Origin of the sequence: Halonotius pteroides, from assembly GCF_003605635.1 — an archaeon.
Taxonomy (GTDB): Archaea; Halobacteriota; Halobacteria; order Halobacteriales; family Haloferacaceae; genus Halonotius; species Halonotius pteroides.
Genome location: NZ_QMDW01000005.1, coordinates 84603 through 104198 on the forward strand (window position 1 = coordinate 84603; position 19596 = coordinate 104198).

Annotated in this window: 15 protein-coding genes and 1 pseudogene; 10 read left to right on the forward strand and 6 right to left on the reverse strand. The window is 56.9% G+C overall.

Going from position 1 to position 19596, the window contains the following annotated elements; translation table 11 throughout:
- Positions 1-232: 232 nt before the first annotated feature.
- The 5 genes from DP106_RS04885 (at position 233) to DP106_RS04905 (ending at position 8944) form a co-directional block, all read left to right on the forward strand.
- Entirely contained in the window at positions 233-2368 is a 2136-nt protein-coding gene (locus tag DP106_RS04885) for a phage NrS-1 polymerase family protein (RefSeq protein ID WP_120083796.1), read from the forward strand.
- Positions 2369-2481: 113 nt separating this feature from the next.
- Complete coding sequence (locus DP106_RS04890) at positions 2482-2814, forward strand: hypothetical protein (RefSeq protein ID WP_120083797.1); 333 nt, start codon at positions 2482-2484, stop codon at positions 2812-2814.
- Between the two features lie 377 nt (positions 2815-3191).
- On the forward strand, positions 3192-4799 hold the full coding sequence (locus DP106_RS04895) for a hypothetical protein (protein ID WP_120083798.1): 1608 nt from the start codon (positions 3192-3194) through the stop codon (positions 4797-4799).
- 948 nt (positions 4800-5747) lie between these two features.
- Complete coding sequence (locus DP106_RS04900) at positions 5748-6428, forward strand: twin-arginine translocation signal domain-containing protein (RefSeq protein WP_120083799.1); 681 nt, start codon at positions 5748-5750, stop codon at positions 6426-6428.
- Between the two features lie 1118 nt (positions 6429-7546).
- The gene (locus DP106_RS04905; protein ID WP_120083800.1) at positions 7547-8944 is read left to right on the forward strand and encodes a Cdc6/Cdc18 family protein; all 1398 of its coding nucleotides are present in this window, start codon (positions 7547-7549) and stop codon (positions 8942-8944) included.
- 167 nt (positions 8945-9111) lie between these two features.
- Here DP106_RS04905 and DP106_RS04910 read toward each other — a convergent pair whose 3' ends face one another.
- Positions 9112-9570 (reverse strand): DUF555 domain-containing protein, encoded by a 459-nt coding sequence (locus DP106_RS04910; RefSeq protein ID WP_240625323.1) that lies wholly within the window; start codon positions 9568-9570, stop codon positions 9112-9114.
- Between the two features lie 526 nt (positions 9571-10096).
- Positions 10097-11893 carry a hypothetical protein gene (locus DP106_RS04915; RefSeq protein ID WP_120083802.1) on the reverse strand — a complete coding sequence of 599 codons (1797 nt, stop codon included), beginning with the start codon at positions 11891-11893 and terminating at the stop codon, positions 10097-10099.
- A 608-nt stretch (positions 11894-12501) separates the two neighbouring features.
- Between DP106_RS04915 and DP106_RS04920 the strand changes: the two genes are divergently transcribed.
- From DP106_RS04920 to DP106_RS04935, 4 genes are all read left to right on the forward strand, one after another.
- Positions 12502-14244: a hypothetical protein gene (locus tag DP106_RS04920; RefSeq protein ID WP_240625324.1), complete on the forward strand. Its 1743-nt coding sequence runs from the start codon at positions 12502-12504 to the stop codon at positions 14242-14244.
- A gap of 55 nt (positions 14245-14299) precedes the next feature.
- On the forward strand, positions 14300-14602 hold the full coding sequence (locus DP106_RS04925; RefSeq protein ID WP_120083803.1) for a hypothetical protein: 303 nt from the start codon (positions 14300-14302) through the stop codon (positions 14600-14602).
- Positions 14603-14798: 196 nt separating this feature from the next.
- Positions 14799-15749 carry a replication factor A gene (locus DP106_RS04930; RefSeq protein ID WP_120083804.1) on the forward strand — a complete coding sequence of 317 codons (951 nt, stop codon included), beginning with the start codon at positions 14799-14801 and terminating at the stop codon, positions 15747-15749.
- Between the two features lie 70 nt (positions 15750-15819).
- Positions 15820-16596 (forward strand): DNA-binding protein, encoded by a 777-nt coding sequence (locus DP106_RS04935; RefSeq protein ID WP_240625325.1) that lies wholly within the window; start codon positions 15820-15822, stop codon positions 16594-16596.
- A 221-nt stretch (positions 16597-16817) separates the two neighbouring features.
- Here DP106_RS04935 and DP106_RS04940 read toward each other — a convergent pair whose 3' ends face one another.
- From DP106_RS04940 to DP106_RS16640, 4 genes and pseudogenes are all read right to left on the reverse strand, one after another.
- Positions 16818-17240 (reverse strand): TRAM domain-containing protein, encoded by a 423-nt coding sequence (locus DP106_RS04940; RefSeq protein ID WP_112077703.1) that lies wholly within the window; start codon positions 17238-17240, stop codon positions 16818-16820.
- Between the two features lie 67 nt (positions 17241-17307).
- Positions 17308-17367 (reverse strand): annotated as a pseudogene (locus DP106_RS16635) (DUF7837 family putative zinc-binding protein); the annotation flags it as partial.
- A 40-nt stretch (positions 17368-17407) separates the two neighbouring features.
- Complete coding sequence (locus tag DP106_RS04945) at positions 17408-18400, reverse strand: transposase (RefSeq protein ID WP_120083805.1); 993 nt, start codon at positions 18398-18400, stop codon at positions 17408-17410.
- Positions 18397-18651, reverse strand: a complete 255-nt coding sequence (locus tag DP106_RS16640) for a DUF7837 family putative zinc-binding protein (protein ID WP_449405082.1) — start codon at positions 18649-18651, stop codon at positions 18397-18399. The genes DP106_RS04945 and DP106_RS16640 overlap by 4 nt, the downstream gene beginning before the upstream one ends.
- 406 nt (positions 18652-19057) lie before the next feature.
- Between DP106_RS16640 and DP106_RS04950 the strand changes: the two genes are divergently transcribed.
- Entirely contained in the window at positions 19058-19546 is a 489-nt protein-coding gene (locus DP106_RS04950) for a hypothetical protein (protein ID WP_120083806.1), read from the forward strand.
- Positions 19547-19596 lie beyond the last annotated feature (50 nt).

Below are 19596 nucleotides of genomic sequence, written 5' to 3' on the forward strand. Positions count from 1 at the left end.
TACATAGTATTGGATACGGGAGGGGGATCATTCCCTCACAATTCGTGTGCTGTCTGTTGGTTTTCGCCCTGAGTCGGGGAAAATCGACGAAATCGGTTTGTCTCGCCCGACGAAACGAGGCGACGAGGCGGACTGACAATAGGTAATATCCATGCCAAAAGTAGACGTAGCTAAAGACGGGATCCCGGACAAAATCCGCACTATCAGGAATTGGATTTGCTGGCGTGAAGGTATGCGTGACGGAAAATCTACCAAGATTCCGACTAAACCATATCGGACGAGTGGTGACATTAATGCCGACGTTACCAACCCCGAACATCGCCGAGACTTCGACACCGCCTGGGATTCACTCAACGACTCTCGCGTGAACGCCGATGGTCTGGGGTTCGTCTTCAGTGACGACGTCACCATCGCCGGTATCGACCTCGATAACTGTCGTGATTCTAATACTGGTGAAATCAAGGAATGGACGCAAACAATCATCGACAAGGTCGACTCATATACGGAGGTTTCCGCTTCCGGGACTGGTGTGCATATCCTCGCAAGTGGGAAACTTCCGCCCGGCGGAAACCGGAAGGGCCCTATTGAGATGTATGACTCCGGACGGTACTTCGCTACGACTGGTGCTCACGTCGAGGGAACCCCCACAGAAATCCGGAAGCGTCAGGATGAGATAGAGACCGTTCACCGCGAGTTCATCGAGGATGGCGTGAGACCAGATGGACAGACGACTCTCACCAGAGGGACAGAAGTTGAAGATTCAGAAAGCAGAGGTGACGCGGATGGTCGCCGCGGCATCGAGGCCCGGGCGCAGCAGAGTGCGAGTTCGCTCATTGAGCGTTATGGAGACGCCTTCAAGAGCATCCACGACCCCGCAATCAAGGAGGCCCTCGAGCGGGTCGCGACGAAGTACCTTCCCTCCAAGTGTCCGAGTACGTTCGCCGACCTCGCGGGACCCGGTGTGGACCTATCAGATCAAGAGATACTCACGCGGATGTTCGACTCTCAGGGAGGTGACCGCAGGCAGCGTCTCTACGAAGGCGACGCCTCGATGTGGGGGTCCCATGACGCCGATTATCCAAGCCAGTCCGAGGCAGATATGGCGCTCGCTCACAACCTCGCGTTCTGGACGGCGAAAGACCCCAAACGGATGAACGCACTGTTCGAGGAATCCGGCCTGCACCGTGATAAGTGGGAGCGACGTCACTACGCGAGTGGCGCAACCTACGGCGATGTCACGCTCGCCCGTGCACTCCTCCGGGTGGACGATTACTACGAAGTCCCGAGCAAAGATGGTGTGAAGTTCTCGAAGGCCGATTCCAACGGCTCGGATTCATCGTCATCCTCGGGTGCGGACGACCACGATCTCCCGCCGATGGATTTCAAGATTGGCTCCGATTCCGAGCCGTCCGAGACTGTCAACGCCGCTACGGACGAGACAAACCCACTGCACAGCGAAGGGGCGAACGGGGGATCCCCCGCCGTCAATACCGATGTCCATCCTAACCTCGAGGACGACGAAGAGTTCATTCCCGTCAACCCCGACGAAGATGGCGACCCGGCAGCAGTCGCTGACGCCTACGCAACTAGGCAGGAACCGGAACAGGGGAACAGCCACGCCCGGGCCCATAGTCATGACGCCGCTTCGTCGACGACCACACCCAAAGGTTCCACGACAGCTGGGACAAGTGCTGATGATAGTCCTGTCTCAGGGCAGAGAACGGCCGGGCCAGGGGCCGCGCCGCCGACGACGGATGGTCGCGAACCCGCTGACCCGCGTGGGGTGGACACCGATTCCGACCTCGACGAGAGCACCCAGCGAATGATGGAAGCGTCCGCTCGCGACGCCGGGCTGGGATGGGAACGCACCGACCCGACGCTCAATGATGACGAGAAGTACCCAGCGGATTGGACCATCGGTGAGATCCGGGGCTACTCCGCGACCGACCAGGCAATGCGTCTCGCTCGTGAAGACCAGCGAATTCTCGCTCGGAAACTCGACCGGCAATCAATGGAACTCGCCGAACTCAGCGAGCAGGGCGAGGAGAACGAACGCCTCCGGTTTGTCCTCAGGGTCTACCTCGAAACGATGGATGAGCTGATGGAGGAACGCGCTCAGTATCGTACGCAACTCAAGCACCTCGGGGAGCTCTCGAGAGACGCTGCCGAGCTCCCAGACGACCCCGTGAAGCGAGTCAAGCAGATTATGCGTCCGAAGATTCGGCGCGAAGACGCAAAGACGGCAAAAGAGACACTCACAGGAATCGACGCCGTCCTCCAGGAGTACGAAGAGGCGAACGAACGTATCAAGGCCGAAGAACGCGAACGACGCAAGAAACAGGGCTTCCTCTCGCGTCTCTTCAGGTAACGGCGCTGTTCCGAACTGTTCGGCCGGCGGGCTGATCGCGCCGTTCGTTCCGTGTGTACCCCCGCTCCTCGCAGCGTGAGTATTGGACCCCAAATGGGGGTGAGGGAAGTGAGATGTACGACAACATCAACCCCGATGAGCGGCGTATCGACAGCGATTTCAGCAGATCAGCGACCGAAGCCAAAATTGAGCCGCGAGAACCCGTGAGCGTTCAGTTCAAGACCGGCGATGGCCCCGAGTTCAGGAAGCCCGACCATGACCCACATGGCGAGACGTTCGCCGCGGTCAGACATTCCTGGGCGTCGTGTGACGGTGGGTGTGGGATGTCGGGCCTGGTCCCGACCACGCTCCTCGAAGATGCCGACGGACTGACCGGGTGGCCGCCATTCGACATCCTCTGCGAGGCGTGTGCCGAAGCTCGCGATCGCGACGACTACACCTTCTAGTCGTCGAGGATGTGAACGCGATTCTGTACGTACTGCTTTCCGACTAGACGGCTCGGACGGGCAAAGTGCCTCTATTCTCTCGGTTTCCCCAGCTCCTCGCAGCGTGAGTTTTGGTCCCCAAAGAGGGGTGAGGGAAGTCAGAGAAGGGCGCAGCGGTGACTGCGTTCATTCTCGCCGAGATCCGGGGTTCAACCTCGGAGCGAATCAGTCCATACGGCGGCGGTCGGGATGTCCCAATCGTCGCTTTCCGGTTATCCTGCTTGCGTCTCCCGTGAGTATTAGCCCCCAAAGGGGGTGAGGGAGAGCGGGTGGGGCGCGACGGTCGAGTGCCCAGTCCCGAAGCCGTTTCTCAGAAATCCCCTCAGAGAGTGACAAACATGTGTGCAAACATTACCACAGACGTAGCACAGCGCGCGGAAGACATCAGCGACGAGTTCGGCGAGATGGGCGTTGAGATCCCCGTGTCGAGCATTGAAGAGCGAATTGCGGCCATGCAGGAGTTCTCCGTTCCGATCGAGGCGGCGGTCGAGACGACAGTTCGTAACGTCATCAACGACTACGACCTCGAATCCAACGACCTCTCGGACGGGGTCAAGGCGGTTGCCGGCTTCGTCGGCACCGGTAACAGCAGTTCCCGGGGCTTCGACCGGATAGCTCTCGAGGATATCTCGAACCTCGGTGACGAGGAATGGGTGGACGTCCGGGCGCAGATCGTCGACCTCTGGGAGCCGCACTCCGATTCCATGCGGCAGGTCGGCCTCATCGCCGACGAAACGGCCCAAATGAAGTTCGTTGTCTGGGCGAAGAACACCGACTCGCTCCCGACCCTCGAGGAGGGCGTCACCTACGACATCACCTCGGCGGTCACGAACGAGTACGAGGGCAAGTACTCCATCTCGCTCAACAAGGCGAGCAGCGTCACGGAGTCCGAGGAGGCCGTCGAACCCACGGACGGGTCGATTCGCGCCACTGGGACGCTCGTCGGCCTCGATGAGGGTTCGGGCCTCATCAAGCGCTGCCCCAGCGAGGACTGCACGCGCGTCCTCCAGAACGGTCGCTGCTCCGAACACGGTGACGTCGATGGCGTGTTCGATCTTCGCCTGAAGGCCATCCTCGACGATGGCAACCGTGCTGTCCGCACGCTGTTCAACGCTGAGATGACTGAGGCAGTCTCCGAAGTGAGTCTCGATGACGCCATGGAGATGGCTTCCGAGGCCCTCGATCCCAGCGTCGTCGAAACGGAGCTCCGTGAGTTGCTCATCGGCAGGACGTATGATATCCGGGGCCCGGTCATCGGCGAGTACTTCCTCGTCGACGAGGTCGAGGAGATCTCCTACTCGGGAGAGAATGCCGGCCTCAGTAACGCATTCCTCGCAGACGCCGCCACGCAGCGCCAACCCGCCAAGCGCGTGTTCGCTGAAGAGCTGAACATGGCGACCCACTCGTTCACCCGCCCAGAGGACGAGGGCGACGATCGTGCGCCAAAGTTCACGCTACTCCCCTCGGGTGAGGCGGTCAACCGCGTGCTCGTGGTCGGTGCTCTCATCGAAACCTCGGATGTCGGCGATGACTCCGAGTTCTGGAAGGGGCGCGTCATGGCAGGTGGTGAAGTTGTGAACATCTACGCAGGGCAGTACCAGCAGGAGCCGATGGCTGTGCTCCGCTCGACCGAGACCCCGTCGTTCGTCGCAGTGGTCGGCAAGGTCCACCAGTACGAGACGGACGCCGGCGTGAACGTCTCCATCCAGCCCGAGCACATCTCGACGGTGGACGGGGAGATTCGCGACTCGTGGATGGTTGAAACCATCAACGCGACCCGGGCGCGACTAGGCGCGCTCGAGGGCGGTGAATCGGATGCAGCGGACGCCGTTCTCAGCGTCTACAATAGTGATATCTCGGCCATCGAAGCGGCAGTCCAGGCGGCAGCCGAGAACCTCGCGCCTGCCGGCAGCGACATCGAGTCGGAGCCAGCTCCCGCCCAGTAAGGGCGGCGCGGGATATTCCCGCCCGGCTATGGTGAACGTCGTCCTCCGGCACGCCGTCACTGTGCATCGAAAATCTGCCGAGTGCCCCCGGTACGACTGCGGTTTCGCTGGTCTCAAGCGGTATGCGGTTGCATCGCCTCTTGACCCTTGACTAGCTTCTACCCATTTCTGGTTCCCTCTGGCGCTTCTTTCCTCCAGTTTTTGCCCCCCGAAGGAGGTGAGGGGGCGATTCGACCATCGATTAATGCTCGCCTCATCGATGAGGTCGGCTTATCACTGCCTTCGTCGAAGATCGCGGGCCTCACGACGATCAATCGCTAGCCCTCACCGACCGTTCGACTCTGTTTCCATCGGTTCCGTTCCCGGAGTCTTGGCACGAGTCCTGCCCGTGTCCACTCATAGCAACACTGGAAAGCAATCTGGCAACGCCACCGAACTCATCGCAGAGTCCCCGTCGAGAGTCACAGCCGACCCGACCATACGCTTGAGAGCGTGGTCCTTGGACGTCGGCCAGTATTGCCAATGCCACGTCTGACGACGCACCTGGCTCTCGCATCGTCACTTTCTGTACCATTCGACCATCCGCCAGCAGTTTTCAGACGGATGCCAGTTCCGGTGCTCCGTTCTTTTCCTACGCAACAACAAACGGCATCTACGTTCGGACTGTAACGTAGGATTTGAGCCTTTCGTACGACTCCATCTCATCTGGAGATACCGTCAACGTCACCAATTGCGGTCAAAGCACCCCGCTGCACACCGTGAAATGTGGCGGCTACATTGAATGTGGTTCGCGAAGAGTTATGCCTACATTTCACTGCTAGTTTTGACTATGAACACCCACCAAGCTCCTTCCTCGGCATCGTGTGAGTATTGGGCCCTGAAGAGGAGTGATGGAGGTCGGAGAGGCGGCGTAACCGCTGTTCTCGGTCGATTTCGTTCATTCCAGTCATGAACTCCAATAATACCTCCGCGGACGCACAGCACTCGAACAGTACTCTCGGTCGCCGGTCATTCCTCAAGGAGGCCAGTGCGCTCGCTGGCGCTGGAGCAATCACGGCGATCGCCGGCTGCTCCAGCTCCAGCGCTAGTGGCGGGACGAATGATGGTGGGGAGAGTTCGAGCCCGAAGCCTGACTCGGATGAGCCTGTTTTCCCGCTCACCGCCTCGGTTTCCGACCCGTACCATTTCTACCGGATCATTAACGAATACGAGAATCACACCGAATATCACGGCCCTGTCTGGCTTGTCGACCTTACCTTCGATCTGGCCGTCGATATCGATGACTGGAAGAGTTCCGACGAGTACGTCGTTCCGACGATGTATCCCATCAGATTCTCGAAAAACGGTGGGAACCCAAAGTACGGCCGCATCTTCCATATCAATAAGCACGAGGGCTGGTACAGAGTCGAGAATAAGTGGTTTGTCGAGCGGTCTCACTTCGTCGTCGACGAGACGGAGACCGAGTATCTCATCCTCGGCTACGGCGAAGATGACGAACCCGACGCGGACACGGACTACAGCGTGTATCTTGAGGATCGGACGAATCAAGACTTCCACGAACTCGTCTCGTTCACGTACGACGGCGATCCCGCCGAGCGCAACCTCCTCGATGAGGAATTCCGAGAGTAATAGTGAAATGCTACTACACCGCTTTGTTTGTGTCCTCCAACAGCAGTGGGAGAGCTCAGAGTTTCCCGTCTTGGCGATAGAACAATATGCAACTTTATTTTTGGCTATGCCGTTCAGGACCCGGATGTTGAGGTTAGTGCTTGGCCTGACAGGGGAGTGCAGGTGATATCTCATACGGGGCCCGCTCTTCCATACGAACAGGTGAATCGGAACATCGGACATACCACGATCCAACGTGGGGAGAGAAAATTCAGAGAGGGGACACCCCTCCGGTTCCGTCGTAAGGAGAGATGGTCGGCCCCCACGGGTTCCGACGTTAACACAAAGAGACACCCCAAGACTTCCGTCGTAAATGAAGGATAGATCGTATTAGCTCACCAGAGATCAAGATGAGATACCGCACCATTTCCGACGTTAGCATGTGAATCTACTCTCTTAGTATTAGAGCGGAACAAATAAGATGAAAAGATGGGTGGAGACTACCTCAGAACTTTCGTTGAGAGTGAATAATTCGGCATCCCACAAATGGAATATGAAAGTTAGAGACGAGAGTTATACTCGGGAGACTCTACCAGCCCACGATGGTTGACCCACACCCCTTCGGTTCCGGCGTTAGATGAATTGGTGACCACCCAGATTGAGGATAGGGTGATCAGACACACCCCACCGGTTCCGACGTTAGCGGCAACGAAAGCAGGTAACTAGACTGAGAACATTAGAGGTGATTCGTATCCTATCTCACGATAAAAACATGTAAAATTTGAGTTAGTTCACCCATAGTTTTATACTAATACAGCTAGAACAACTCCGCAGGACGAAGTACCAGATATGAAGAAGCGAAGCGACTGATTTGTTCGAGACGAAATTCGGTAACAGATTGAAACGCACAGAAACGCCGTAGAGGCGCGTTCTATCCTCTGGACCGTGATCGTACCTATGCTTCCTGTGAGGGGTACACGTTCATCGGTAACGACGGAACCGAAGGGGTGTGTGTGTTGGGGGTCTGTGGTTGTTCGGAGATCGAGGTAGTCCTTCCACTACATTCTCTTCGGTGGTAGATTTACGTCGGAAGTCGAGGTGGGAATACATTTAAGTAATCAGGTTTCGTCGATGCCTCTATGTCAGACGGGACCTCGACTTCCGATGAAAGTCGAGATTTGGAATCTGCGTCTTCAGACGGTCAAGACGACCGATCTCGCGTCCAAACATCGGAACCGAAGGGGAGTCCAGACGAGAATGGAAAACCGCCATCAAGCGACGGGGACGGTACACAATTCAAAGTTGATGACCCGCTCTTTTCTCAACGGAAGGGAATTTTCCAAAATAAGGAGATGGTCCGTGTCGGTTGGGTACCTGATGGCGATCGAATTGTCGGACGTGACGATTATATTTCCACTATCAGCAGCTGTCTGAACGACGCTGTCTATGGTGGTGCCCCAAATCATATCTCAATTACCGGGAAAACAGGAACGGGAAAATCTCTTGTCTCCCGATACGTCACTCGTCGCGCTGTCAATGCATCTGTTGAGGATATCCGAATAGGTCATACGTATCTAGACTGTTCGAAATCCTCAACTGAAGTTCAAGTCATCTCGACAATCGGGCAACAGCTGAACGACGAGGATATCTATGACGAGGATGAAGACATCGTGAAAATGCCCGATACCGGGCTACCGAAAGACAAGTTCTACAAACGCCTCTGGCAGATTCTCGATCACTATGATTCGGCTATCATCATTCTCGACGAAGTCGACCTTCTCAAGAGCGACCACGTTTTGATGAGTCTCGCGAAGGCTGTCGAATCGAATGATACGTCGTGTCAAATTGGAATTATCGCAATAAGCAATCAAATCAATTTCTTCGACGAGCTAAACCCACGCACGAAGAGTGCCTTCCAGACCCAAGAACTCAATTTCGACCCATACAACGCAAATCAAATTCAAGAAATTCTTCGAGGCCGTGATGACGCCTTCCGTGATGGAGTCCTAACCGATGACGTTATTCCTCTTGTTGCGGCTTTCTCAGCACAGGAACACGGAGATGCGCGAAAGGCAATGCGATTATTCAGGACAGCGGGAGAGCTTGCTGATCGCGAGGGATCAGACGTTGTTGGAGAAGATCATGTCCGAAGCGCTCAGGACACACTTGAAAAGGATCGATTCCGCGACTTCCTCCAGGGAACCCCAACTCAAATGAAAGCCGCATGCCTCTCGATCTCTGCCAAGTCGCTCTACTCGCGCGACGATTATGTTATTACAGGTGAACTATATGATGCGTACCAGCAGATCACTAACGCAATAGATATGGACACGATCGGGATACGGCGGTTCCGGGATATCCTCGATGAGATGCAACTCAGTCAGGTAATTGAAACTAAAGAGGTAAATATGGGAAAAGGCGGCGGCCGCCACAACTCTCATCGGCTACTCCACAATCCTGAGACTATCCTTGATATTGTAATGGAGGATACTCGATTTAGAGAAATCTCTAAATCCTCGCTGAAACGGTTCGCCTGATTAGACCGCTTTGAGGTTGTGATAAAAGAATTTAGTGTAGTGGCTTGGAAGTATGATGAACCGGTAGGATCTATTTACAGTAAAAACCATATAGAATGTATTATTCACGCATACTGTTCTTCTCGGGAACATTTTATGCTAATCCTTCGGGTTGAACCCGCTTAAACTCACGTTTGCTTTGTTTCGTTTCTGGATTGGACGTCGCGGCCAAGATCCGCGAAGTTCATTTCTGGCTTTTCATCCGCTTCGTCAACCGGTCGCGTCTCCAACACCGTGAGCGGGATGTCCTTCATGCGGACGCCCAACTCGCGCTTCGCGACACGCTCGCTCTCCTCGTGAGACTCTGCCAACATCTCGACGATAACAGTCAGTACGACCAGCGCAAAATCCGTCGTACAGAGCGCCGCCTCCATTTCATACCCACAGGAGGGACAGACAACATCTTGGACGAGGATCTCCGACGACCGGGCTTCTGTTGACTTCGTTCGCGTACCGACTTCCGCAACTGCGATGTTGATTGCGTCTTGGACGCTCTTCGCGCCGGCGACGACCCACGGGACCGACAACTGAACTTCGTACCACTGCTCATCGATACTCATCTCGTCGTCGCTGCGCCACCTCGTCATCGCAATCGCCGACCAGTTACGCGGGCATCAACTGTGTATCGCCGTCTCCTATTCGCTGTCGATGGAGGTCTCGGTGTCATCGGTGGAGGGAGAATCCGCTCGATCCGCCCACGTCAATGACACAACGAGGGCCGAGCCGAGCCAATTCCGTGTTGTTGGAGGGTGTTACGACCGGTCGCGTCAGCAGGCGGGATGACTGAGCATCCCGGTTCGCAACCGTACCGCACCCAACGCTGTAACATTATAAATTGATTTGCCGTTCACATTCAATGTAGCGTCACATCCGTCACGTTCTCCACATTCCACGTCTTTCGATGTCGCCTCGAAATCCCGAGCATGGATGCTTGCGAGGTTGCGACCGGTAGCAAGACCTCTTGCTCTGTGGTTTTCGAAAAGGAAGATTTAGTATTCTGAGTTCGTCGGGGAACTCGGGTTGTTGTTAGGGTTCGTTACATTTCGGGGTGACAGTACGGAGACGGTATTCCGTCATCGAATCCACACCAAGGAGTACGGACTACACGTGTACTCATGTAGCATCACCAGTCTGGGCAATGCGGGTGAGCTCATCGGCGATAAAGTCAGCAGTCATCGCTGGCTCGGGCCAGGAGACACAAACTTCACCGTCGAAATTCGCAGCCTCACTCCGGGGAACTGGTTCACCATCATAAGACGGACTCGACGAACGACCAACATGTTGCGGTCTGACAGTCGTCGACGTCTGATCGGATGACTTGACAGGAGCGCGTTCGACAATCTCGATTTCAGATGCCCATCGTGAATCGAGCTTCGGTTGACCTTGATACGTCTGCTTGGATCTCTCGCGTGGAAGCTTGAAATCCACCAGACGCACAGTGTCGCCCTCGTTCGGTTCGATGAAGGTCTTCTTCGAGATTAGGACTTCGCCATCGACATCACCGGGGTCAGCCGTTGACGCAGTCTCTTCGTATTCGCTGGACTCCCAGACGGAAACGCGGACCTCATCCTCGCGGCGGTTACCATCCTTTAGAATCATAGCAAACTTCAGGCTAGGAACTGGTGGATAGTAGATTTTCTTCACGACGCCCTGTGTCGTGACATAGCCTTTCGAGGACGCGAGATTCGCCTTCAAAATCGCGTTGATCCTGATGACGTTTCTCGGGTCAGTCTGCTCCTCTTCGACAAGCGAAAGGAACGCGGTCGTGATGTCCGTCCCAGCCTGCACACGGCGTGCAAGTTGGGAAGCGACAGTGACCGGTGGTTTCCGAATTTCGTGCAGTGCATTCCCGTCAAGCAGTCTGCGTGTCTCGGCAAGAATTTCTTCACGAAGATCGGGATCTTCCTTACCCAGCTCGCGCAACGGAGCAGCTCGGTCGTAGATCTGCTGTTTGAACCGTTGTTCGAAGCTCCGCCGGTTTCGATCCCGTCGCTCAGGAAGCGTGCGATCGTGTTCCGTGCGGAAACGAGCAAGGATGTCTGTGTGTTGATTCAAGAGAGCAGCCACACCTGTCATGTGACCGTTTTCGTCGATACCATGAGAGCTCCGCTTGAGCTCTTCATCCAACGCTAGGCGGAATTCGATTCCGGTTATCGACGACCGAGAGTAGTCCTCGGGGTTCGGCACGACGCTCCGAAGGGAGGCAACTTCGCCATAGGGAAGCAGCACTTCTAATTCGGACGTCGTGACACCTTCTGATTCGCGAGGCGTCTGTTCATCGTTGGGGATGATCTTCAGCTCACGAAGCCGTTGAGTGTCTAGGTCGAGGGTTTCGACAGATTCGAGCTTCTGTCCCAACTGTACGGGGGCAGTAGACGAACTCGTGGGGATGTACTCTTCAAGACCAGACGCTGTGCCCGTCAACTGATCGCCAGTTGGGTCGGTCAGGCGGTCGTGGCCCATGTAGATGTACTCGCCAGTCGAGAGAGCGTCGGGTTCAGTGATCGCGTCAGCCGGACGGCCTCTCGCGTTCATCTCAGCCCTCCGCTCGTCACTACGGGATGGGACCATCGGTTGGTCGTTGTACCAGCCGTAGTAATCATCGGAACTCTCGCTCTCGAACTCGTGTTCGGAGCCAGACGTGAATTCAGAGATTGCGCCTTGCGACTCCACGTCGTCCGCATCGAGGCGACGCTCGGACTCATCGAGGCCAGCGTGCCAGCGGATAGTCGGCGACTCCACGTTACCGTCCAAGCGACGGCGTTCCTCGCGATCGAGGGAGCGGAGATCGTCGAACCACCCATCGTAGCGACGGGCAATGTGGGTCGGATTCTCATATTCGATTTCGGTTCTACCGTTCTTCTCGTGACCAGCCTCAGAGAGGTGGACACTGTCGGTGTTTCCACTCATAACAATGTGGGAAAGCGACCTTGCTTTCCATTCGCATAGACGCTCGAACCGTCTATAACTGTATCGCGCCTATCACCGCGCAGTAATGCGGTTTTCTGATGAAAACCCCCGAAATACCGCTCCCTTCTAACAGAGCCTCCGACTAGATCGCTCGCGCCAGCAACACTCATCGTCGCCCATAGCCTCTCAATTCGTCCTCACAGACCGTTATAGAACGTCCCAATCGCTCAAGAAGTGTGGAAGTGGAAAGACGAGAGTCGCCTTTCCCACATTGTTATGATGAGCCGTTCAAGGCTCACTATTAGCTACTCAGGATGTAGATATAATCGTATCGGCTACCGACCACCCAGTCCATAGCACAGTAGCCTGTCCTCGGACGTTACCCCTCATAATCCCGCCCGAACACGCTCATCGACTACCCCCAGCGAATGCGGGCGGGAACTGACCGGGGGACACCTGAAGACGTGACACGTTCCTAAAGACGCGATTGGCTAGCTTGCGCTCAGTTTTGGACCCCAAATGGGGCTGAGGGAGTGAGAGAGGGTCGACAGCAGCGCCGCTGTCGGTTCAGATCGCCTCAGACCTCACCCAGATGGAGTGACTACCAGATGACGTACTACCACAACGGAGACGACCAGCTCACGAACGGCGATGTCGAACAGGACGACCGGTTCGACGAACTCACCATGCGCGGCCTCTACGAGTCACCGCACCTCGAAAGCGACTGCCTCGGCATCCGCCTCGAGAACGCTGGCGAGCTCATGATGGCTGCCCGTCGTGAGCCCGAATACGACGAGTTCGGCCTCGAAATCGAAGGAAATGGAAACTACGAACTCGACGCATACTGGATCGGTGCGAGCCTTCGCACTACCGAAGGTCGCGACGTCGATCCTATCGACCTCGCCGACGAGGACCTCACTGGACTCCCACTCGAAGCCCAGGAACGCCTGCACGGACTCCGTGAGGAACGCAAACGCCAGCGCGAGAAGGCCTTGGCCGCCCACGTGGTCGGCATCGACCGCGAGACACGATGTCGTAAGGAGCTCGTCGAAGAGCGCGAGGAACGCCAGTCCAAGCGCAACGAGCGCGTCCTCGGGGAGGGAATCATCCGCAACAACGCATTCGAAGATATCGACGACAACGAGGCTGAGGCTGTCCGCGAGGCCGCTGCTCGAATCGAAGACCACCTTATCACCGGCCCCGGTGACGAAGTACTCCAACACCTGCTCGCACGCAAAGTCCGGAGCGGTCAGGACGTCTTCACCGCTCAGTCCAACACGTTGGACCAGCTCTATCAGGAGGCGAGCGTCATCCAACCTATCTCGTCCGTGCCGATTATCCCCTCGAAGTACAACGTCGAGGCTGACATCCAGGGCGAAGTCACGACCCTCTGGCAACCCAAATCAGGGAGCCAACAGCAGGTCGGCCTCATCAAAGACGACGCCGGCGATACCATCAAATTCACCGTGTGGACACGCTCTCAACAGGGTGTCATCCTCCACGAAGGCGATCTCGTTCGGATTCGTGCCGGGAAAGTCGGGAAGTACCAGGGACAGGCCACTCTCGCCGCTGACTCCGAGACGCATATCGAAGTTCTCGAGCGTGGCGACGGACCCGCTCCCAGAGGCGACATCCCGAACGTAGACTGGGAGAAATACGCCAAGCGTCACCGCGAACAGGGCATCGAACAGCCCTTCCAAGTGCACAGCGCGTGTACGATTCCCCCCTTGGGCGCTCCCGGCGTCGAAGAAGTCTCCCGTCCCGTGCATGCTCCCGTCGACAGACTCGACCAAGAGAAGGGCGAGAAGCTGGACGCCCTCGAATGGCTCAAAGCCACCGAGATATTCGACGAGGACGATAGCAAGATACCACTCCCAACTTGGTGGCGCGAACAAGCGAACGTGGTCTCCCTAATCGTCGACGTCGACGCCGAAGGGGACGAGATCGGCGCGGCCATCCGGGAGGTCGTCTCGACGGGCCGTCCCGAATCCACGCCTGTTCCCGTTACTCCCGTTCCCCAGGGTAAGCGTCGTCTCTGGGCGCTTATCCGTGACCTCGACCTTTTCGGAACCGCCCTTGATGACGACAAGGAGGGAGAGGTAGAGACGGAGACAGTGGACGACACGAACGAGAGCGTACTCACTGGCGTTGCAACCCCCGACACCTCGGAGACTACCGTGGCGAGCGACGACAAGCCGGGTCTTGGACTTCCAACGACCACGTGCCGGTGTCCAGAGTGTGATCACGATCGAGCGCAATATCGCCTCGTTCAACTCCGGTCCATCGACGAACCACCGACGAGACTCCTCTCCTGTGTGAATTGCGGCCAGCGATGGCGCGAAGACAGCTAGTCGACAGAAGCAGCACTTCACTCCGTGCATCCAGTCTCACTATTCCAATAGAACGATGTCAACCAACAACTCCGACCACGGTCCGACGAACAGTCACAGTCAACCACCCACGAACGAGGAACTCACCGGCGACGACGATGTCGACTTCCATCTTGACATCGTCGACGGCGAAGATCCCAGCCGGCCCGTCACCGACGACAAGAACGAGTTCAACCCGTACCCGTCGGGACCCGGTCCCCTTCCAAGAACGATGCGGTTCGTCAGGCTCATCGACGGCACCTGGGCGTTCATCGAGCGCGGGAACGTCGGCGGCTGGATCAGTGCCGAGGAAACCATCAACCTCGATGAAGTCTGGTGAATCGCGATCGGCCACCAATACCTGTGTTTTGGTTCCCCCAAGGGGGTGAGGGGAATCGGAGGAGGAGCAAACATCCTGGGTGCTGCTCCAGCAGCCGTCCTCTGGGCACTCCCACTCGAATCTCATCTTCTATCTAGTCTCGTTCACCCAGTCGAACCATTCCAGCCAGCGACAGCAATCGCGCCACTTCCAGAAAATGTCAAGCAACACAAAATCCGCAGAACTAGCCGTAACTGTCTCCGACACAGACCTCTCGGAGGCTGCAACCGGCATCCTCGAACAGTTCCCAGACGACCTTGATGGCGACCTTCCTAGCGAAAAGGAAATCGCGAGCCGTCTCGAGAAGATGACCAACCAGTACAAGGTTCCTCTTGACGAGGCCCGCCGCGCCGCGGTCAGCCACTATCGCGACGTGTTCGGCCTCGAATACGATGACCTCGAGTTCCCTGGCCAGAGCGCCGGCGACGTCACCCTCGCCTCAATCAACCAGCACGAGCAGTGGGTGGACGTGACCGTAAAAATCGTCGAACTCTGGGACCCCACCCACGACAGCATCGACCAGGTCGGGCTCATCGGCGACGAGAGCGGTCGCCTCAAGTTCACCAAATGGACGAAGGCCGAACTCCCCGCCCTCGAAGAGGGTAGCGTCTACAAGCTCTCGAACGTCATCACCAGCGAGTACCAGGGGCGATACAGCATCAACCTCAACTCGCGCTCGACCATCGAACCCGTCGACGGCGACATCGACGTTAGAGCCGATATCGAAGATGTTCAACTCTCTGTCCCGATGGTTGCAATCCAGTCCGGGTCGGGACTCATCAAGCGGTGTCCCGACGAGGACTGCACGCGCGTCCTCCAGAATGGTCGGTGTGCAGAACACGGCGACGTTGAAGGGGAATTCGACCTTCGCATCAAAGCGGTCTTCGACGACGGTGAGACCGTCCAGTACGCAATCTTCGACCGCGAAGCGACCGAGGCCATCGCGGGTATCACGCTCAATGAGGCGATCGAGCAGGCGATGGACGCTCTCGATACCAGCGTTGTCGAGGACGCCCTTATCGACGCGCTCGTGGGCCGATACTACCAGGTGGAAGGCTCTATCGTCGGTCGATATCTGCTCGTGAACGAGGCAGAACAACACGGGTAATCTCGAATCCGCACCAGAACGCTACCCGGGTAGCACGATTTCTGACTCCACAACCGTCACTCAGCACTTCATGAGCGAATCCAACTCAAAATCATCCAGCAGTAGCACCGATACCGAGAACAACGACAGCGGTTGGCACGGCCGCCAGGTAGCGAAGCGTGCCTTCGCCGCCGAAATCAACGACGCTACCCACGTCTTCAAACAGTCTGATGAGGAACGAGCCCCGAACTTCGCGCTGCTTCCGTCGGGCGAGGTCGCCAACCGATACTTCCTCGTCGGCACGATAACCGAAGTCAACGACGTCGGGAACGAGGACGAATACTTGCAGGCTCGCGTGGTCGACCCTACGGGCACGATGTTCGTCTACGCCGGGCAGTACCAGCCCCAGGCCGCTGCGCTCCTCTCCAGCCTCGAACCCCCGGCGTACGTCGCTGTGACCGCGAAGCCATCCGCGTTCGAGAGCGATGGCGAGACGTACGTCTCGCTCCGGCCCGAGACCACCACCCGCGTCGATAATGAAACCCGTGATCAGTGGGTTTCCGAGACCATCGAATGTACCGAAGCCCGACTCGACGCCTTCCCCGATAGTGACAGCGAGTTCGCCGCGATGAGCCGCGAGCAGTACGGCGACAGTCTCGACCTCGATAACTATCGGGAGGCCGTCAACGACGCTCGTGAGGACCTCGGAATGGACATGGACCACCGGTCGGACAGATCCAATAGTGAGACCACGACCGAGAACCAGAACGACGACGTCAGCGTAGATGAAGACGGCGTCACCAAGGAAGCGACGGTTGAGGAGGCAGAAATCGCCGCTGCCGTCGCAAACGCCAGGTTTGAGGAGTAAGCCCAAGTAGGAACACCTCCGTTCACTCCCGGCCACACTTTCTAACGTGGTCGCACAACTCTCTCGGGAGGGCTTTCACCCCGCCCCACTCCGTCGTTCGTTCCTCCCCGCCGAAATCCACCTTCCCTGAGCTGTAAGTGCAGTTTGACTCTACGGACAACCTATTCGTACAATAACTGCGAGTGTCTGTTCGTCCTCTTCTCGCACCGAAAATCGAGGAATTACTCGTAGTAACTCAACCGTTCGACGACCTCGGCGAAAGCGACGTTTTGCCGTACATCGGTAATCTCAATTTTGACTCGCTCACTCTCTTTCGTATCCGGGACGATCACGACGAAACCACGTTCGACCCGAGTGATGCCATCACCCTGTTCGCCGATGTCCTCAATCTCGACTTCTCGAGTCTCACTTTCCTCAACTGGTGGTTCCTGTGGCTCACGCTGGGACTGTGATCCCGTTTCAGCCTGTTCGCTCTGTTCTGGCTCGCTCTGTGTCGGGGAAGACACGAGTGCGACGCGATATGTTTCTCCTTGCTGTAGATCACCCAGTTGTAGCTCGCGCTCTGGAACGTCGATCACGTACGACCCGTCCTGTTCCTCAATCGAAGCTGAAAACAGACATTGGAGTTCTTCAGAAATCTTCATTAGTCGGCCTCCTGGCAGCGTAATAGTGCAGAACACTTGACTCTGCTGTCGTGTCGTTGCTCAGAATTCACTCGGGACTCACGACATCGTCGCAGATGGGACACTCTGCCCAGATACCAGTCGTTCCGTTGTTTTACTCATATTCAGAGGGTGTCATAGAAGAGTTCTCACACCGTGATCACGGTACTTCCCGGATTGTCTCCGCGTTCGTAGTTGGTGATAGCGACGACGAGACGCAAACACAGCGCGAGGAATACCTGCGCTCGTGCGTGGACGCGGCCTCGGGCGAACGCACGCCCGAGGCCGCAGTCCTTTACTGATTCGTTGGTTCGTTCGACTCCTGTCCGGCGGTTGTACGTCTCGTCTAGCGTCGATTGCTTCAGCTGAACGTCCTCGCTGTGTTCGTCGATGCGGTCTTCGACCCTGTACTCGATGTCTTTTGGATCGTCGGTGTTTCGCGCGTTGTACGGGGCGACTGGCACGACCCCTGCGGCCAGCAGGTGGTCGTGCCAGTCGAGCGTGTCGTAGGCGCTGTCACCGACCATCCACATCGGTTTGGCGACGGCGAGCGCGTCACGCGTGACGCGCATCGCCGTCTCTTCTGGCGCTTGTTTGCTCTCGGTGAACTCGGCTGCAATCGGGATCTTTTGCCCGGTCGAAATGATCGTGCAGCCGTATCCGTGGTAGTACTCTTCGGCCGTTGGATCGTAGCACTTCGAGGCGTCTTGATCGGCAGGCATCGCCCTCACATCCGTTGAATCGATGCAATACGTCAAGTCGAGCAGGCCGCGGCAGGCGGCCTGCTCGACGAGGTGGTCGAAAACATCGTCAACAACGTGTTCGAGGTCGGTGAGGAACCGATCGACCGCGTCTCTCGACGGCGGTCGATCGAATCCACAGCCAAGCCAGACGAACGTGTTCTGTAGCTCTCGTTCGATCGGACGAATGCCGTAGGTGTCGTGGTAATAGCAATGGAGGAATCCACGCATCAGTTCTGGTGGCTCATGCTCTCGTGTTCGCCCCGTCTCCGCCGGGGCGAACACGTCGAACTCTGCGAGAAACTCGAAGGAGAGATGCTCAAACAACGCTAACGTCTCGGTCTCCGCGACATTGAAGAACGACTCTACCGAAGGATCATCTTGCAGGGTCGCTGAGCTCATACCACCTCAGCATAGACCCTGCTCTTTGGTGTGGTAACCGTTCTATGACACCCTCCATATTCAACCAAGACGTGTGCAGCAGAAATGTTCTCATCACACTCCGGACATTGCCCGTGTTTCGGAGTATCGTAGGTTATCAGGAGAAGGAAGGGAGCGTGTGACAATTCCCCTCCAACTGGCTGTAGAGTTATGTTTCGGTGTAAGCTTTGTGTGGAATCGTACCTGAGACGAGCGTAGTCGCAAAAAATCATTCGCAACCCGATCTCCGGTGATGAGCAGTATTTATGCGAACTCTGCGCCGAGAACTCCCTCTCTGTCGAACAAGTCGCCGAAAAGCGGATGGGCTGTGCGCAGAACACGGCACTCTCCTGGTTGAGACGGCATAGAATCGAACCCCGGTCTCACGACTACTCTGAGGCCCCGTGACGCAATCCGAATCTCCTGTACGAACTACACTGGGAGAAATCTCTCTCCGGAGAGGCAATCGGTGAACACCGCGGCTGCGGTGCGACCATCGTCGCGCGGTGGATAGATCGGTTCGATATCGACGCGAGGCAAGCCGATAGTCAAAAAATTAGTGACGGCTAAGGGTACTGTGACAGAACTATTGACCCCCCCGTTTGTGCTCCCCTGAAATGGTGGAGGGTTCAACACGAAATGGCTACACTCCAGCTCAGCACCGTCTCGAACGCACCGACTATCGACCCCACTCAGGTCGATGAACTCCGCGAGTTTCTCGACGAATGGCTCATCGGCACGGGCTCATTCGACGACATCACGGTGAAGATTGCGGTTCCCGAACGCGATCCCGATACCGGTGAGGCAGACCCGCCGCACCTCACGCTCTACGGATATGCCTCGTTCTCCCCGACGCATCGGCCGACCGTTCGCGAGGCCGTTCTCGAGGGCCTCGACGACAATCTCGATGAAGACGAACGCGAGGTCGTCATCAACGACGAAACCGAGGAACTCCTCTGGGACTACGCCGGTGAGCACACCGAGGACTTCCTTCGCGAACTCTCGCCGTTCCTCACCGAGCCCTTTGTCATCCAGACCGTCGGCTACGAGAAATGTCGATTCCCCCACGTCGGCTACCAGTACCGCGTCGATCCCGATGGAGAAATTGACCATATCCAGTTGGGATGAGCAGTCGGCTCGAATCTTTCGCCACGACGCTCGCCGCAACTCGCCTCCAT

What these genes read in the sequence shown, in the direction of transcription:
- DP106_RS04895 (WP_120083798.1), top strand. Translation starts at nt 3,192, where the DNA reads ATGTGTGCAAACATTACCACAGACGTAGCACAGCGCGCGGAAGACATC.
- DP106_RS04890 (WP_120083797.1), top strand. Translation starts at nt 2,482, where the DNA reads ATGTACGACAACATCAACCCCGATGAGCGGCGTATCGACAGCGATTTC.
- DP106_RS04945 (WP_120083805.1), bottom strand. Translation starts at nt 18,400, where the DNA reads ATGAGCTCAGCGACCCTGCAAGATGATCCTTCGGTAGAGTCGTTCTTC.
- DP106_RS04935 (WP_240625325.1), top strand. Translation starts at nt 15,820, where the DNA reads ATGAGCGAATCCAACTCAAAATCATCCAGCAGTAGCACCGATACCGAG.
- DP106_RS04905 (WP_120083800.1), top strand. Translation starts at nt 7,547, where the DNA reads ATGTCAGACGGGACCTCGACTTCCGATGAAAGTCGAGATTTGGAATCT.
- DP106_RS04920 (WP_240625324.1), top strand. Translation starts at nt 12,502, where the DNA reads ATGACGTACTACCACAACGGAGACGACCAGCTCACGAACGGCGATGTC.
- DP106_RS04950 (WP_120083806.1), top strand. Translation starts at nt 19,058, where the DNA reads ATGGCTACACTCCAGCTCAGCACCGTCTCGAACGCACCGACTATCGAC.
- DP106_RS04930 (WP_120083804.1), top strand. Translation starts at nt 14,799, where the DNA reads ATGTCAAGCAACACAAAATCCGCAGAACTAGCCGTAACTGTCTCCGAC.
- DP106_RS04915 (WP_120083802.1), bottom strand. Translation starts at nt 11,893, where the DNA reads ATGAGTGGAAACACCGACAGTGTCCACCTCTCTGAGGCTGGTCACGAG.
- DP106_RS04885 (WP_120083796.1), top strand. Translation starts at nt 233, where the DNA reads ATGCGTGACGGAAAATCTACCAAGATTCCGACTAAACCATATCGGACG.
- DP106_RS04940 (WP_112077703.1), bottom strand. Translation starts at nt 17,240, where the DNA reads ATGAAGATTTCTGAAGAACTCCAATGTCTGTTTTCAGCTTCGATTGAG.
- DP106_RS04925 (WP_120083803.1), top strand. Translation starts at nt 14,300, where the DNA reads ATGTCAACCAACAACTCCGACCACGGTCCGACGAACAGTCACAGTCAA.
- DP106_RS04900 (WP_120083799.1), top strand. Translation starts at nt 5,748, where the DNA reads ATGAACTCCAATAATACCTCCGCGGACGCACAGCACTCGAACAGTACT.
- DP106_RS04910 (WP_240625323.1), bottom strand. Translation starts at nt 9,570, where the DNA reads ATGACGAGGTGGCGCAGCGACGACGAGATGAGTATCGATGAGCAGTGG.
- DP106_RS16640 (WP_449405082.1), bottom strand. Translation starts at nt 18,651, where the DNA reads ATGATTTTTTGCGACTACGCTCGTCTCAGGTACGATTCCACACAAAGC.